7 protein-coding genes and 1 pseudogene are annotated in these 16341 nt (G+C 69.8%); 2 read left to right on the forward strand and 6 right to left on the reverse strand.

Annotated features, from left to right (window positions below):
• Nucleotides 1-477: 477 nt before the first annotated feature.
• The 5 genes and pseudogenes from ACFY6U_RS21475 to ACFY6U_RS21495 form a co-directional block, all read right to left on the reverse strand.
• Nucleotides 478-593, reverse strand: a pseudogene (locus tag ACFY6U_RS21475) (DNA-binding response regulator); the annotation flags it as partial.
• A gap of 99 nt (nt 594-692) precedes the next feature.
• Nucleotides 693-1091 carry a nuclear transport factor 2 family protein gene (locus ACFY6U_RS21480; RefSeq protein ID WP_390040384.1) on the reverse strand — a complete coding sequence of 133 codons (399 nt, stop codon included), beginning with the start codon at nt 1089-1091 and terminating at the stop codon, nt 693-695.
• 376 nt (nt 1092-1467) lie between these two features.
• Nucleotides 1468-1887, reverse strand: coding sequence for an ester cyclase (locus tag ACFY6U_RS21485; protein WP_390040386.1), 420 nt, complete (start codon nt 1885-1887; stop codon nt 1468-1470).
• 44 nt (nt 1888-1931) lie between these two features.
• Nucleotides 1932-2882 (reverse strand): alpha/beta fold hydrolase, encoded by a 951-nt coding sequence (locus ACFY6U_RS21490; RefSeq protein WP_390040388.1) that lies wholly within the window; start codon nt 2880-2882, stop codon nt 1932-1934.
• 100 nt (nt 2883-2982) lie between these two features.
• Complete coding sequence (locus ACFY6U_RS21495; RefSeq protein WP_390040390.1) at nt 2983-3747, reverse strand: 3-oxoacyl-ACP reductase family protein; 765 nt, start codon at nt 3745-3747, stop codon at nt 2983-2985.
• A gap of 130 nt (nt 3748-3877) precedes the next feature.
• Here ACFY6U_RS21495 and ACFY6U_RS21500 point away from each other — a divergent pair, with 130 nt between their 5' ends.
• A complete protein-coding gene (locus tag ACFY6U_RS21500; RefSeq protein WP_390040392.1) occupies nt 3878-4471 on the forward strand; it encodes a TetR/AcrR family transcriptional regulator in 594 nt (197 codons plus the stop codon).
• Between the two features lie 880 nt (nt 4472-5351).
• Here the strand turns inward: ACFY6U_RS21500 and ACFY6U_RS21505 are convergent.
• Nucleotides 5352-8819 carry a DNRLRE domain-containing protein gene (locus tag ACFY6U_RS21505; protein ID WP_390040394.1) on the reverse strand — a complete coding sequence of 1156 codons (3468 nt, stop codon included), beginning with the start codon at nt 8817-8819 and terminating at the stop codon, nt 5352-5354.
• Nucleotides 8820-9113: 294 nt separating this feature from the next.
• On the opposite strand from ACFY6U_RS21505, the gene ACFY6U_RS21510 reads away from it, so the two are divergent.
• Nucleotides 9114-16307, forward strand: a complete 7194-nt coding sequence (locus ACFY6U_RS21510) for a ricin-type beta-trefoil lectin domain protein (protein WP_390040396.1) — start codon at nt 9114-9116, stop codon at nt 16305-16307.
• The last annotated feature ends 34 nt before the right edge of the window (nt 16308-16341 follow it).

Raw genomic sequence — 16341 nt, forward strand, 5'->3', positions numbered from 1 at the left:
GGGTGTCGCTCGCGGCCTGGGCGACTGCCTTGAGGGCCGATGCCAGGACCCAGGGGCCGTACAGGGGCCGGGACGGCGCGGGCGTGTCCAGGCCGACAGTGTCTCCGGGGCGATTCGTTGTCCGTTTTACCGTTGCGTGGGCATCGGGGGGACATCCTTCGTACGGCCAGTCGAATACCGGACCGGCGGAGAGGGCGGCGCGGCTGCCGGTACGTCTGGGTCCGCAGAGTGGGGGAGAAGGACACTGCCCGAAGAGGAAAGGGCACTACAGGGTCGTAGGCGGCCTGTTGCCGAAGCCGTCCGCCCGGTGAGGCGGCCGGGGCCGCACAGGAGGTCTGAACCGGCTGTCGCTGTGAACTGGCATCCCCGCCCCGTGGACACAGCCCTCGGCGGTCCATGAGCCGATCATGCCCGTGTGAGGACATCGCAGACGGGTGAGTCAGTTCTGTCGTGGGCCGTGGATCGCGGTCCTTCGCTAACGGTGCGGCCGTCGGCCCTTGCGCGGGCGGCCGTGAAGAGCCCGTCGCGCGGGGCATCCCTGAGCAGTTGACCTGCGCCGCCTCGATCGTCGGCAGGGTGTCGGAGCCGGCGTCGAAGCCGACAATGACGGGAACGACGTGGGGCCGTCCTTTCGGCGTGACGTTCTGGCCCCCGGGGAGCCACGCTCTCGTTCTCGCTGAAGGCGGAGGCCGTCACGACACTTCGGCGAGGCCGTCGAGCACGCGCGAGTCGAAGTACTCCTCGATCCGTGCCACGAGCCCGTCGGAGTCGACCTCCAGCCGCATCATCGCCGGCATTCGGAACCGGCCTCCGGAGTGGAGCACCGCGGTCAGCGTGTACTGCAGGAACGCCTGCGAGCCGACTGTCGTGATGCGTCGGTCCTCGTAGCTCCGGCTCGTCGAGAGGGCACAGAGGTGACCGAGCATCGCAGCCATGGCATGGACGTCCTGCTCGATCTCGTCGAAGTTGTGCCAGGTGAGCGCGTCGGGTGCGAAGCAGCGGCGCACCTCGTCCATGTCGCCCTTCTCGATCGCGGCCAGCAAGGTGTTCACCACGCTGAAGTCCGTGGGGTCCGGTTCTTTGCCCGACATCTCTTTCCTCGGTTCTCTTGGCCGCGCGGTGCGGCAATGCGTCCTGGACTTGGGTCCAGCTCTTTATGGCTGGGGCTCAGCGCCGGGCCTCGGCCACCTGCTCGATCTCGGTGCCCTGCAGGATGCGCTTGACCGGGACCCGGAGCTCTTCCTGCCGGTGATGGTGTGCGGGACCGCGCCTTGATCCTTCTCTGCACCATGTCAATGGAGCGGGCGCCTCCGGTATGTCGCCAGACGGCTTTAAGGAGCCGACGGGGCAACAGCGTGAGCCATGAGAACCCCCGGCGAAGGGTCTGGGGGCGATCAACTTCGACTCTTCGCCGGGGGTCCCTTGTCCGGTCGGCTCACGCCGCGCTGATGTGTCTTTGCTGCTGCCTCAGTCGGTGAGCTGCATCTGCATCTGCAGTTGCAGCAGCTCCTCGACGTGCCGGACCTCGACGATCCGGCCGTCGACCACGCGCGCGAGATCGATGCCGGAGCAGGTCACGTCACGGCCTGTCGCGGGCAGTCCGAACCAAGGGCCGGTGTGGGTCGCTGTGACCACCCACTGGGAGACGACCCAGCCGTCGTCTGTCTCGGCCTGGTAGACGATCTCGTGGTGAGGGTTGGTGAACCCGTCGCGCATGGCAGCGACCATCCCCTTCATCCCCTCGATCGCCGAGGGAGCCCCTGCGGGCAGGTTGTGGTCGACGAGATCGGGCGAGACCAGGGTGTCCAGCGCAGCGATATCGCCCGCGTCGAAGGCGGCGAACAGGCGGGTAGGGACATCGCGGGCGGAAGTGGGTTGGCTGTTCATCAGAGGTTTTCCTCTCACTTCGGTGTGCCGGCTTTCGAAGTCGGTCAGGCTGTGGGGGTGGGGTAGAAGGCGTTGATCTCGGCCAGGACGCGGTCGGGTGCTTCGTGGAGGAGGAAGTGTCCGGCGCCGGGGACGTCGGCGGAGGTGGCGTGGGGGGCGGCGTCCTGGAGGGGCCCCAGGACCATGTCGGCGAGGCCGGCCTGGGTGATCATGCGGACCGGGATGGTCAGCGGGGTCTCCTGGAATTTGGTGTTGTCGGCCTCGTCCTGGGTCTCGGTCCGGTAGAGCTCGAAGCCGGCGTGCAGGACCTGGGGGCGGGAGTACAGCCGGACGAACTCGGCCATTTCGTCGGCGGAGATGTTCTCGCCGGCGGTCTTCATCCCCTGGAAGAAGTGGGTGAGGAAGGTCTCGACCCGGCCGGTGACCAGTTCCTCCGCGAGCGGACGCTGCTTGTTGAAGGAGAAGTGCCAGAACATCGACTCGATGGCGGCGAACTTCAGGTTCTTGCCGGTCAGGCCGTAGTCCATGAGGAACAGGCCTGCTATCTGCTCGCGGTACTGGGCGGCCAGCGGGTAGGCGACGCTGACGCCGAAGTCGTGAGCGACGACGTGTACGTTCTCGCGGTGGCCGAGGTGGTCGAGCAGCATGTGGACGTAGGTGGCCAGGACCGCCTTGGTCCTGGAGTGCGGGTTTCCGGTCGAGTCGCCCAGGCCCGGCAGGTCGATGGCGATGACGGTGCGGCCGGGCAGCAGCGAGGGCATGATCTGGCGGTACTCGTACCAGCTCTGCGGCCAGCCGTGCAGCAGCACCATGACCTGCGGGCCGTCGCCTCCGATGACGTAGTGCATCTGCAGGTCGTCGATGGTGGTGAAGCCGTGCTGGAAGAGCTTGTTGAACTCGGCGTCGTCCTTGGTCGCGGCGTCGTAGCCGGGGCTGAGCGGCTCCTCCGATCCGGCGGCCAGGGCGGTCGTGGAGGCTGTGGTGGAAGCGTTCATGGTCGTGGTAGGTCCTTTGTGACAGGGGGTGTTGTCGTGCACGGTGGTGCGGCTGGAGGCCGGTGGACCGTGCCTGCTTGCGGCCGCCCGGGGTGGGCGGTCAGACGGCGATGCCGCCGTCGACGTTCCAGCTGGTGCCGGTGATGAAGTGGGCTTCGGGGCCGGCGAGATAGGCGACGGCGCTGGCGATGTCGGCGGGCTCGGCGAAGTGGTCGAGCGGCATGAGCTGCTTCAGGGATTCCGCGTACGGGCCGGAGTCAGGGGTCATGTCCGTAGCGGTGGGGCCGGGCTGCACGTTGTTGACGGTGATGCCCTGCGGACCGAGTTCGCGGGCCAGTCCCCGGGTGAGACCGGCGACGGCGGCCTTGGTCAGGGCGTAGACGGTTGCGCCGGGGAAGGGGACGCGGTCGACGATGACGCTGCCGATGGTGATGATGCGACCGCCCGGGCCGAGGTGGGGAGCGGCGGCCTGGACGGCGCTGAACACGCCCCGGACGTTGACCGCGATGAGCCGGTCGAACTCCTCCAGCGGGAAGTCCTCGATCGGTGCGGCGTGGGAGACGCCGGCGTTGTTGACGAGGATGTCCAGTCCGCCGAAATGCTCCGTGGTGCGGCTGACCGCGGCCCGGACGGCTTCGTGGTCCGCGTTGTCCGCCTGCACGGCCAGGGCGCCTGTCGCCTCGGCCACGGCGTCGGCTTGTTCCTTGGCGCTGGCGTAGGTGAAGGCGACCTGGGCGCCGTCGGCGGTCAGACGACGCACGATCGCGGCACCAATGCCCCGGGATCCGCCCGTGACCAGGGCGGTTTTGCCGTCGAGGGGCCGTACGCCGGACTGGGTGGTGCCGAGGGCGGGCTGGGGGCTCATAGGGGGTCTCCGATGTCTTCCGCATTCACTTACGAACCGAACCGCTCGGTTACTATATCCGGGATGACATTAACCTGAGCAACCACGGGAGTCATTCCGTGGCGGCGAACTTTTTCTCAAGGAGGCTTCGATGCCCAGCACGGGACGGCCCCGGTCCTTCGACACCGACGAGGCGCTGGACGTGGCGATGCGGGTGTTCTGGGCCGAGGGCTACGAGGGTGCCTCGCTCGCCGCGCTGACCGAGGCCATGGGGATCAACCGGCGCAGCATCTACGCCGCCTTCGGCAACAAGGAGGAGCTGTTCCGCAAGGCCGTCGACCGCTATGTGCAGGGCCCGGGAGCCTTTGTGGGCCCGGCACTTGAGCTGCCCACCGCCCGGCAGGTGGCCGAGGCGATGCTGCACGGAGGCGTGGAGGCCCACACCGCGCCCGGCTGCCCGCGCGGCTGCCTGCTGGTGCAGTCCGCGCTGGCCGCCGGCCCGGAAAGCGAACCGGTCCGCCGCGACCTGGCCGAACGCCGCGAGGCCGGAGTGGCCGCCCTGCGGAAACGGTTCGAACAGGCCCAGGCCGAGGGCGACCTGCCACTCACCGCCGACCCGGACACCCTCGCCCGCTATGTGCACACCGTCGGGCAGGGCCTCGCCGTGCAGGCCGCCGGCGGCGCCAGCCGAGAAGACATGCACCGCGTCGCCGACCAAGCCCTCAGTACGTGGCCAAGCTCGTGATCGGCAAATTGAAGATCGTTGCTGAGTCCGGCGATGGGACCTACGTCCTCGGCTGACCCGATCGACGCGCCGCTACCCAGGTCGATGCGCAGTCCGGTGGGCGGGATCGCCTCGTGACGTCAGGGATGATGCTCCACCCCGGTGGCCTGGGATGGAGCATCATCGCGTCGGTAAGGGACTCCGCTGCGCGAAGGGCTCCAGCCCCCTCGGCTGAACTGGGCGGACGTGGCTGCTGCCGTGGCAGGCGTCCAACTCATCTACCCCCAGGGGTCATTGAGGGGCCACAAGGACAGGAACAGACCGACAAGCACTGCACAGGGCTGACCCTCATCAGCCCGTCTGACCTGCAAGAACGGTGTGAATCGGCACTGATCGGCAAGGACCGCCAAGATCCCCAATGGACTCATAATCCGTCAGCCGTTGGTTCGAGTCCCACCCGCCCCACCACTCGCTGTGCGAGGAGAAACCTTCTGAGCTGCGGCTTCGTCGTGTCTGGCGGGTGGCTCCGCCGGTTTCGTGGAGTCCTGTGCGGGCTCGGCCTGCCGCAGGCGTCGAGCCAGGGGCCGGCGGCCGTTCACTGTGTGGCGTTTTGTCTCGCGTGGGCGATGTCCGGCGCTCGGCACGGGCATCGGGTCAGGGCAGGGCGTTCGTCGAGTCTGCCGGCCTTGGCGTCGGCGGCGAGTGAGGGGAACCGGTCGCCGCTCATCTGGACGCGTCGGCCGGAGTCCGAGCAGTGTGATCCGCTGTTCGGCGGGGACGCCGGTTGTCGTCGATCCCGATGCGGGGACGACACCGGAAGGGAATATCCGCCCACGCTCGACGCCGACGCGCACGGGCAGTTCCGTGTGCGTCGGCCTCGTCCGCGGTACCTGGCGATGGGTCAGCCGATCGCCAGCTTGTTCTTCCAGCCGATGCCGTCGCCGTTGCCGATGATCTCCGTACCGGAGCCGCTGAGCGCCGTGCGACTGCCGGTGTAGAAGCGCACGGTGCCATCCACTCTGAGCGTCCAGATGTCGGGGATGCCGTCCCCGTTGGCGTCCGGAGTGCCGAAGACCAGCCTGATGCTGGAGCTGCCCCAGCCCGAGGCACCGTACTCGGTGTCCGCGCCTCCGGAGGAGGCGGCCGCCGAGGCGAGCGAACCGGTGTCGACCCCGCCGGTCGCGGTGTCCTTGATGCCCTTGCGAAGCAGCAGTCGTCCGCTGACATCCGAGCGGTAGACGAAGTCCGTGACGCCGTCGCCGGAGACGTCCTGGGCGGTGACGAGGTCACGCTCGGTCCAGGCTGACGCGGACAGTCGCCGGGCCTCGTCCACCGTGGCGCCGTTGTACCCGACCAGCGCCCACAGCGCGTCGCCGACCGTGAGGAAGAAGTCGGGCTTGCCGTCGCCCGTGGCGTCGCCGGCCGAGACGATCTGGGTGATCGTGGAGGGATCCGGTGCACCGGGCGGCAGCAGGATCTCGTGCCGCTTGCCGATGTCGACGGCACCGTAGCCGTCGCCCGGGTACACCCACAGCTTTCCCGCGCGCACCGCGATCAGGTCCTGCAGACCGTCACCGCCGTAGACGTCGCCGAGGTGGGCGATGAGGGTGTTCTTCCAGTAACCGGAGGACGGACGGGAGTACAGGGGCAGGTCGTCGCCGTTCGGGTCCTTGTCGCTGTTCTCCTGGTAGGCGCCGGACATGGAGTAGCCGAGGGCGCCGGTGCCCTTGGAGCCGTCGGTGGTGCCCTTGTCCGGGTACATGCGCAGGTTGCCGTTGGCGTCCACGACCATGAGGTCGGGGAAGGCGTCGCCGGTGAAGTCTCCCGGCGCGTCGACCGCGTCGCGCGGGGTGACGTAGAAGAAGTACTTCCGCGGGTCGGACACGTTCCCGGCGTCGTCCACGGCACGCACGTAGAGCACGTTCGGCCCGGCGAGCGGCGGCTTGGCGCCGGAGTAGGTGGTCAGGGTGGAGGTGGCGGCGCCGTTCGTCCGCGACACGGAACCGCTGTACGAGGCGGAGTTGTAGCCGTACTCGTACTTGACCACGTCGGTCTGCGAGGCCTTGAAGGTGAACGAGCCCGCCGTGCCGAACTTGACGGTGGACCAGGTGGAGTCCTCGTCCGCGTTGCCGAAGCCGTCGTCCTTCGCGTCGGCGTCGGGGAACGTCGTGGAGGTGACCACGGGCGGCGTGGGCCGGGAGCTGTCGAAGACGAACCGGCACGGCGTCTTCGACGGCGTGTAGCCCGATGTCGCCCCGCGCTTGTCCACCGCCTTGACCCGCCAGGAGTACTTGACGCCGTTCTTCAGGCCACTGGTGGAGAACGGGTCGGTGTGCACCCGGGCCGAGTCGGTCTGGCTGCCGACCGTGACCTTGGCCTTGCTGCCCAGCAGGTTCCCGCTGCCGCCGGTCGGCCACAGCTCGAAGCGCAGCGAGTCCAGGTTGGCGTCCTTGTCGCTGCTGTTCGCCCAGAAGGTGATCGAGGACGCGCCGACGTTGACGTACGGCGAGGTGGTGTCGCAGGACAGGTCGGGGTCGAGGTCCAGGTGGGACGGGGCGGCCGGCGGGCGGTTGTAGACCAGCTCGACGTACGGGTCGTTGCCGCCGTCCGCCTGGAACTTCTTCCACGAGTACGCCGAGTCCTCGTCACCGGCCCGGAAGCCGATGGTGAGGGTGGACCAGCCGTGCGCGATCGCCTTCTGCGCGGCCGGCTTGACGTCGAACGCCTCGTAGTCGTCGGGGCAGCCCGAGGACTTGTAGCCGTGCGCGAAGCTCTTGCTCGCGAGCTTGTTGCCGGCCGTCATCTTCGGAGCGTTGCGCCAGGTCGTCCTGTTGCTGATCGCACCGGTCAGATAGACGTTCATCGTGCGGGCGCTGCACGACCACGAGTAGGTCTCCAGCGCGTGCAGCTTGGCGCTGATGACGGTGGCGCCCTTGAGGTCCGGGTTCCAGTCGATGCTGAAGAACGACCGCGAGGTGCCCCAGGTGTCCGACTCGAAGCCCACGCGCGCTTCGTGGGTGCCCTTGTTGAAGTTGCGCCCGTTGTAGAAGTTCGCGTTGGGGTGGCGGCTGTAGGCGGTGGTCCAGTCGTTGGTGTGCTTGCTGACGGACGGGTCGATGAAGACCGGGTAGACCGTGTCGGGGTCGGTCAGGAAGTCCTGGTCCGGTGTCAGGGACCAGGTGGAGCCGTCGAGGTCGGCCGTCACCAGCGTGCCGCGGGAGTCGGGCTGCGGGCCGGCCAGCGAGGGCAGGTCCAGGGTGGCGGCCGCCCCCGTGTGGGTCGGCTCGGGCGAGGGCTCGGCGGGAACGGACGGCGCGGCGCCCTCGCTCTCGCCGGCCGAGGGGTCGGGAGCCTCGTCGGTCGCGTCGGGCAGCACCTCGTCATCGACATCGCCGTCGTCGCTGTCGTCGACGGAGTCGCTGGGCTCGGGGGAGGCGGTGGGGGACTCCGAGTCGTCCGGTGCGGCACTGGCGTCGTCGGACAGGCTCTCGGCGGCGGTCGGCGACGCGCTCGTGCCCGCCTGACCGTCGGTCAGGGCGGGAGTCCCGGAACTGTCCCACATCAGCGGCGTCGGCGAGATCGCCGCCTCCTCGCCGTCGGCGTCCCGGCCGCTGACGATGCCGGTGGTGGGGTCGAGGCTGAAGGTCAGGTCGGGGGAGGTCAGCCCGTAGGTCAGCTGCGCCACCCGTGGATCGGCGGCCGCCTGCCGGGACTTGACCACCAGCAGCTGGGCGAAGCCCCCGTCGTCCGCCGTCAGCACCAGGTCGGCGCCGGGGATGATCTCCGGGTACAGCGCGCGCGAGCCGTCGATCACCGGCGTGGGGATGGTCCCCGGCCAGGTCAGCTGGACGGTGTGCTCCCCGGTGGTGAGCGTCACCAGGGCGGTACCGGTGCCGGCGGCCGCGGTGAGCAGCGAGACCCTGCGCACCCCGGTCCCGCGGTCGGCACGTGCGGAGGCGGTGCGGGAGCCGGCCGAGAACGTGAGACCGACGTTGGTGGCGCGTGGCGACCAGCCGTCTCCGGTGCGGACCAGCGTGGTGTCGATCGACTGCCAGCGGCCGTGGGCCTTGGCGCGGACCGGTGTGGCGTGCACGCGCCGCTGCAACAGCCCGTCGGGCCGTGCCCAGGTGGTCTCGTACGCCGTCCGCAGCGCCGTCACCTCGACCGGCCTGCCGGACCTCGCCGCACGCGAGGCGGCCTCGGCCTCGGTGACCGGTGCGGCCGCGCGGGCCGGGCGGTCGGTGCCGGGGTGCCGGTCCTTGCCGGTGCCGGTCAGCCCGGCGTACGTCAGGCCGCCGACCGTGGCCAGGGCCACGACGGCCGCGGCCGCGGCCCGGCGGGCGCGCGGGCGCCGCCACTTGCTGGTCATGAGCGAGTTTTCCTTCCCCCCTAGGGCAACGGGTGCAGATCATGACCTACGCGAACGCGCCCGTCACGCCTGTGTCTTGAACCGACGGCCGCGGCAGGGCTCCGCGGGCGCCGGAGCATCCCGATTGACGCTCCTTTGACTGTTACATGACGTGATCATTGCCACATGGTCACAGGGAACTCTGGATTTCTTCATGGCATGGACACAGAATCTGGCCGATCTTGAAGTGGCTTCACCTGCGGTCAACCCAGGCGCCACTCCACCTTGTTTCGGGTCGACCGGGGGATTTTCGCCGTGCCCTTCTTCCTGTCCGCGCACCGGCGCAGACGCCGTTCCGCCGTGCTCGCGCCGGTGGCCGCGGCAGTGGCGCTCGCTCTGCTGCCCGCCCAGGCGTTCGCCTCGCCGCCGGATCCCACCACCGCCGACGCGCCGCGCGAGGACGTCGACCTGGTGAAGCTCACCGACGACGAGGCGGTCGCCGGCACCACCCGGGACCCCGGCCTCGACAGCATCCGCACGGACCAGCCCGCCGACCAGACCGAGGCGCCGTCCGGCACCACCACCCCGGCCCCGTCCGGCAGCGTCCCGGTCAGCTTCGGCACCGGCACCACCCAGACCGCCCTGCGCACCGGCGGCTCCGCCGCCGCCACGCAGACCGACTACGTGCCCGCCGGCACCCTCCCGGTCAAGCTGGGACCGGCCCCCGACGCCCCCGCCCCCAGCGGCACCTGGCAGGTCGGCGTCTTCGACCGCGCCGCCCCCGAGGCCCAGGGCGTGGACGGCACCCTCGTCAAGGTGACCGCGCCGGCCACCGGCTCGGTTCCGGTCTCGGTCCAGCTGAGCTACCAGAAGTTCGAGAACCTCTACGGCGCCGACTGGGCCTCCCGGCTGCAGTTCGTCCAGTTCCCCGAGTGCTACCTGACCACCCCGGACGTCGAGGAGTGCCAGCAGTACACCGAGCTGGACACGGCCAACGACCCGCACGCCAAGACCGTGACGGCCACCGTCGACACCGCGGCCGACGGGACGGTCAGCCAGGCCGCCGCGAGCGGTACCGGCTTCGCCGGCTCGGGCGTCGTGCAGGCCTCCTACGCGCAGCCGGCCGCCGCGAGCGGCGACAGCGCCGTGATCGGAGCCGTCGACTCCGGGGGCGGTCCGGCCGGCACCTTCAAGGCCACGCCCCTGACGACCGACGGCAAGTGGGCCTCGGGCGACTCCTCCGGCGCCTTCACCTGGTCCTACCCGCTCCAGGTGCCGCCCGCGCCGGCCGGCCCCCGGCCGGAGATCTCCTTCGACTACAACTCACAGGCGGTGGACGGCAGAACGGCCACCTCCTCGCCCCAGTCGTCCTGGATCGGCGAGGGCTGGAACTACGACCCCGGGCACATCGAGCGCCGCTACCGCACCTGCAAGGACGACCGCGAGGACACCGCCGCGGGGGCGCCCAACAACAAGGACAAGAAGTACAAGACGTCCGACCTGTGCTGGGTGTCGTACAACGCCGTGCTGTCGCTCGGCGGCAGGACCACCCAGCTGGTGCGGGTCGGCGAGACCGACAGCTACCGGCTGGAGAAGGACGACGGCACCAGGGTCGTGCTGAAGACCGGCGGCGACAACGGCGACAACAACGGCGAGTACTGGGTCGTCACCACCACCGACGGCACGCAGTACTACTACGGCCTGAACAAGGTGGGCGGCGGCCATGCCGACACCGACTCCGTCTTCACCGTCCCCGTCTTCGGCAACCACCCGGGCGAGCCCTGCCACAAGGACGCCTTCGCCGACTCCCGCTGCACCGCGAGCGACGGCACCAAGCAGCAGCAGGCCTGGAGCTGGGGCCTGGACAAGGTCGTCGACGTGCACGGCAACACCATGGTCGTCACCTGGCACAAGTCGACCAACTACTACGCCGTCAACAAGAAGTTCAAGACGCCCGAGAAGTACGTCCGCGGCGGCTACCCGGACACCATCGAGTACGGGATGCGCCCCGACAGCCTCACCAGCCCCGCCGCCAAGATCGTCTTCGACGCCGTGCAGCGCTGCGTGGAGACCGACGGTTCCTGCGCCGCCGACAAGTTCGACGACACCAAGAACCCCGCCTCCTACCGCCCCTGGTGGGACAGCCCCGGCAACCTCAACTGCAAGTCCGACTCCAAGCTGTGCCCGGCCTTCCCGTCGTTCTGGATCCGGATGCGGCTGGGCACGGTGACCACGTACGCCGCCCGGCCCGGCAGCAGCGGCCTGGCCCGCGTCGACACCTACACCCTCCACCACTCCTTCCCGCGCGACTGGTACAACACCTCGCCCGGACTGTGGCTGGACTCCGTCACCCGCACCGGCTACGCCCCCGGCGACACCACCGGCACCCTGCTGACCACGTCCGGCGTCAGCTTCGGGCCGTACGTCGTCAGCAAGGACGACCCGCTCGGCGGCTACCTCAAGGACCAGCAGCTGCCCAACCTGGTCCCCCGCTACAAGGGCGACCCGCGGCCCGGGTTCACCCGGCCCCGCATCGGCACGGTGTCCACCGAGAACGGCGGTGACGTCGAGGTCGTCTACCGCGGCGGCTGCCGTACCGAGCCGTCCGTCGACCCCGCCGACAACCACGGCACCTGCTACCCCGTGCGCTGGTCGCCGGACGCGGAACAGGCCAAGCCTCCGCTCGCCTGGTTCAACAAGTACGTCGTCGACTCGGTCACCGAGACCGACAAGATCTCCGGTGTCTCGGACCGCGTCACCACCAAGTACGCCTACAGCGACGCGGCCTGGAGCCAGGACGACGACGAGCTCACCAAGCCGAGCCTGCGCACCTACAGCGTCTGGCGCGGCTACCAGAAGGTGTCCACGTACCGCGGTGCGAAGAACGGCGGCACCACCGTGGGCGTCCCGCAGACCCAGTCGTACGGTGTCACCCGCTACTTCCGCGGCACCGGCGGCGCGGTGAAGGACTCCACCGGCACCGTCACACTGGCCGCCGACGACGCGCCCCAGTACGCCGGCATGGCCGCCGAGACCCTCACCTACGACGGCACCGGCGGCCGGCTCCTCAACCGCACCCTGAACTACCCCTGGTCGCACCAGACGGCCTCCCGCACCCGGGACGGCGGACTCGACCCGCTCCTCGCCCAGCAGGTCGGGGTCCGGCGCACCGACGCGATCCAGACGGTCGACTCCAGTTGGCAGGCGGTGCGCACCGAGACCGAGTTCGAGACCGACCACGGGCTGCCGTGGCAGGTGCAGACCGCCGTCGTCACACCCGACGGGAGCGGCGAGAAGCTCAGCGACTACACCTGCGCCCGCACCGACTACGTCAACAACGAGGACGCCAACCTCATCGGCCTGCCCAAGCAGGTCCGGATGACGGCGACCTCCTGCGACGGCTGGGCGACCGCCGACCCGGCGACCCAGCTGATGAACGCCACCCGCACCAGCTACGACAACGGCGCCTGGGGCGCGGCCCCCACCAAGGGCCTGGCCACCAGCACCGCCACCCCCGACGGCACCGGCGTCGGCTACTCGGTGGTGACCGGCCGCAGCTACGACCCGCTCGGCCGGCCGCGCAAGATCACCGACCCGCTCAAGGGCGTCACGGAGACCCAGTACACGCCCGCCGACATCGGCGGACCGGTCACCGCGATCAAGACGATCAACCCGAAGGGACACACCAGCACCACCACCTACGACCCGGGCCGCGGCCTGGCCCTGACCGTCACCGACACCAACGGGCACGTCTCCCGCAGTGAGTACGACGCGCTGGGCCGGCTGACCAAGGGCTGGTCGGCGTCCCGCTCCGCGGGCGACCAGTCCCCGGACGTGATCATCGGCTACCAGATGGCCGCCGTCACCGCCAGCACGACCAAGCCCACCGCGGTCACCGTGCAGACGATCAAGGACGACGGCACCTACAGCAAGCAGGTCACCCTCTACGACGGCCTGGGCCGCAAGTTCCAGGTCCAGAGCGAGGCGCACGGCCCCGGCCGCGTCGTCGTCGACACCCGCTACGACGACCACGGCCTGGTCCGCGAACAGACCGGCGACTACCTCGCCAAGGGCGAGCCGGAAGCCGCCCAGTTCAAGCCCAGGAGCCCCAGCCTGGTGCCGAGCATGACCCGGACCGCGTACGACGGCCGGGAGCGCCCGGTGAAGACGACCGCGCTGCACAGCGGCACGGCCGTCTACTCCGACACCACCAGCTACGGCGACAACTGGACGCTGGCCAAGCCCGCCGGCGGAGCCACCCCGGCGACGAAGACGACCACCGACGCCCTCGGCCGGGCCACCCGCGTCCAGCACTTCACCAACAAGGACCTCAGCGACTGGCGCAGCACCTGGTACGGCTACGACGCCCGGGGCAACCGCACCTCCGTCAAGGACCACCAGGGCAACCTCTGGACCTACACCTACGACGCGCGCGGCAGGCTCAGCACCTCCACCGACCCCGACCTCGGCACCTCGTCCTTCGAGTACGACGACCTCGACCGGCAGACCAAGGCGTCCGACGCGAACCAGAAGACGACCTACACCTCCTACGACGCCGTCGGCCGGGTCACCTACGTGCGGGAGGGCTCGCCCACCGCCACGCCGGTCAAGGAGTTCACCTACGACCTGCCCGGCGCGGTCGGCAAGCCCGCCTCCTCCATCCGGCACGACGCCACCGGCGACTACGTCGACTCGGTCACCGGCTACGACAGCGAGTACCGGCCGACCGGACGCGAGATCGTCGTCCCCGCGCAGGCCGACACCACCGGACTCGCGGGCACCTACCGGTACGAGTACACGTACACGCCCACCGGCAAGCCGCTCAGCGTCACCCTGCCGGCCGTCGGCGGCCTCGCCAAGGAGAAGGTCGTCACCCGCTACGACAGCGACGGCCTGCCCCAGTCCACCTCCGGCCTGACCTGGTACACCTCTGACGTCACCTACTCGCCCTACGGCGAGCCCCTGCGCACGGTCAGCGGAGCGCAGCCCTACCGGGTGTGGACGACGAACTTCATCGACGAGCACACCGGCCGCGTCCAGCGCACCGTGTGGGACCGGGAGACCGACAGCTCCCACCGGATCTCGGACTCCTACTACTCCTACGACCGGGCGGGCAACGTCACCTCCAGCGCCCGCAAGCAGACCACCGGGTCGACGAGCACCTGGGACACCCAGTGCTTCAGCTACGACTACCTGGGCGAGATGGTCCAGGCCTGGACCTCCTCGGTGGCCGTGGGCACCGCGGGCACCGGCTGCAAGTCCGCGAGCGGCACCGCCTGGGGCTACCGGCAGGACGGCCAGTCCTCGGCCGGCCCCATCGCCGAGGCACCGGACTCCGCCGCGGACGCCACCGCGCCCGACAGCGACATGGCGGCCTCGCTGACCGCCGCCGCACCCGCCGCCGGCACGGTCTCCACCGACACCACCGCCTACTGGCAGTCCTTCACCTTCGACGCGATCGGCAACCGGGCGAGCCTCACCGAGCACGACCCCGCCGACACCGCCAAGGACGTCAAGAGCGTCTACGGCTACGGCGCCCAGGGCACCGGCGGCACGCTCGCGCAGCCGCACACCCTGACCAGGGTCACCCCGGCCACGGGCACCGCGTCCAGCTACACCTACACCGCGGTAGGCAACGCCGAGACCCGGACCCTGCCCGGTGGCACCCAGAGCCTCCTGTGGAGCGCCGAGGACAAGGTCACCGAGGTCAAGGGCTTCGGCGACGGCGCCGGAGCGGTCGTCGGCCTGTCCGGCAAGTGCCTGGACGACGCCGGCGGTTCCAACGCCGACGACAACCCCGTCCAGCTCTACCGGTGCAACAACTCCCGCGCCCAGCAGTGGCGGACGACCGGCGACACCCTGCGGATCTTCGGCAAGTGCGCGAGCGCCTCCGGCACCGCGAACGGCACCAAGATCCTGCTGGCCGCCTGCGACGGCGGCAGCGCGCAGAAGTTCACCGTCCGCACCTCCGACAAGAGCCTCTACAACCCCGCCTCCGGCAAGTGCGTCGACGTGCCCAGCTCCAACGACGCGGACGGTACCGACCTGCAGCTCTACACCTGCAACGGCAGCGCGGCCCAGCAGTGGACGCCGGCCGACCGCACGACGTACGTGTACGACGCCGCGGGCAACCGCCTGCTGGAGCACACCGCCGCGGGCAGCGTGCTCTACCTCGGCGAGACCGAGGTGAGCGCGGACACCAAGGGCAACATCGTCGCCGCCTCGCGCGGTTACTCCCACTCCGGGGCGCCCACCGTGGTCCGCTCCACCAAGTACGGCAGCACCACCGGTCACCGGCTGAGCATCCTGCTCACCGACCAGCTCGGCACCGCCACCACCACGGTGGACGAGTCCAGCGGACAGCCTGTCACCCGCCGCTTCTCGAAGCCCTTCGGCGAGACGCGCGGCAGCCAGCCGTCCAGCTGGCCCGACCGGCGCTCCTACCTGCGCACCGGAATCGAGGACACGGCCACCGGCCTGACCCACCTCGGCGCCCGCGAGTACGACCAGTCCACCGGCCGCTTCCTCTCCGCCGACCCGGTCATCGACCCGTCCGACCCGCTGCAGATCAACGGTTACTCCTACGCCGACAACAACCCGGTCACCAAGAGCGACCCGGACGGTCTGCAGGCCATCGAGTGCTGGGAGGGCACGGCGGTGTGCCGCAACGGAGTGCCCGTCGCGGCAGACCCCCCGAAGGAGATCAAACCGGAGCACGCGCTCACGCAGCGCGCGGTCAGCGGCCGCCAGGTCATCTACGACGAGCGCGGCGTCCCGCACACCCTGGGCGGGCAGTCGAACATCGCCTCGGAGAAGGTCGCGTTCGACTACATGAACGAGGACCTGCGCAACGGCGGCAAGTACTACGACGGTTCCAAGAACGGCAGCGGCTCCCGGTACCTGTGGCAGGACGACAAGGGTGTGATACCCAGGAAGGGGTTGATGCACGGCCCCAACGGCGACCATGTCGCGGCCGGTGCCACGGCGGACTACATCAAGGTCACCTGGAAGAACGGCAAGATCGTGGCCGTCGACACCTGGGACGCCAACGAGAGCAACGCCAAGGTGTTCAACGCCGACGACGTCGCCAAGACGGTCTCCAACAAGATGAACACCACCAGCACCGGCAAGGGGCAGACCCAGAACGTCGTCTACGTCGCCAAGAGCCAGGCCGAGGCGGAGGCGATCCGGGACAGGTTCGTCGGCAACAAGCACGTGCGCGTGATCTGGCCGGACGGTGCTTTCGACACGCAACGCGTGCAGCCGCTGGTCCGCAAGATCAACGGCGGGACCGTCCGGATCACCCCTGGTGAGGTCATCGAGAAGGCTCCCAGCATGCCCGATGCGCCGTCCGAGCCCAGGACGGGCGGGGCAGGAAGCCGGGTGGGCAAGCTCATGGGCGGTCTCGGGGTGATCGGTGACCTCTACATGATCTGGGACGCCACCCGGTCGTGGCAGCGGGGCTGTGACGGATGGCTCGTGTCCTGTGACCCGCCGCCGATGATGTGACCATGAGCGTCGGGAACAGACCGAGGAAAGGGCT

Origin of the sequence: Streptomyces sp. NPDC013157 (assembly GCF_042899865.1) — a bacterium.
Lineage (GTDB): Bacteria > Actinomycetota > Actinomycetes > Streptomycetales > Streptomycetaceae > Streptomyces.

Bases quoted from the DNA above. Each gene is read 5' to 3' on its own strand.
- ACFY6U_RS21485 (WP_390040386.1), bottom strand. From the start codon at position 1,887: ATGAACAGCCAACCCACTTCCGCCCGCGATGTCCCTACCCGCCTGTTC.
- ACFY6U_RS21490 (WP_390040388.1), bottom strand. From the start codon at position 2,882: ATGAACGCTTCCACCACAGCCTCCACGACCGCCCTGGCCGCCGGATCG.
- ACFY6U_RS21500 (WP_390040392.1), top strand. From the start codon at position 3,878: ATGCCCAGCACGGGACGGCCCCGGTCCTTCGACACCGACGAGGCGCTG.
- ACFY6U_RS21480 (WP_390040384.1), bottom strand. From the start codon at position 1,091: ATGTCGGGCAAAGAACCGGACCCCACGGACTTCAGCGTGGTGAACACC.
- ACFY6U_RS21505 (WP_390040394.1), bottom strand. From the start codon at position 8,819: ATGACCAGCAAGTGGCGGCGCCCGCGCGCCCGCCGGGCCGCGGCCGCG.
- ACFY6U_RS21495 (WP_390040390.1), bottom strand. From the start codon at position 3,747: ATGAGCCCCCAGCCCGCCCTCGGCACCACCCAGTCCGGCGTACGGCCC.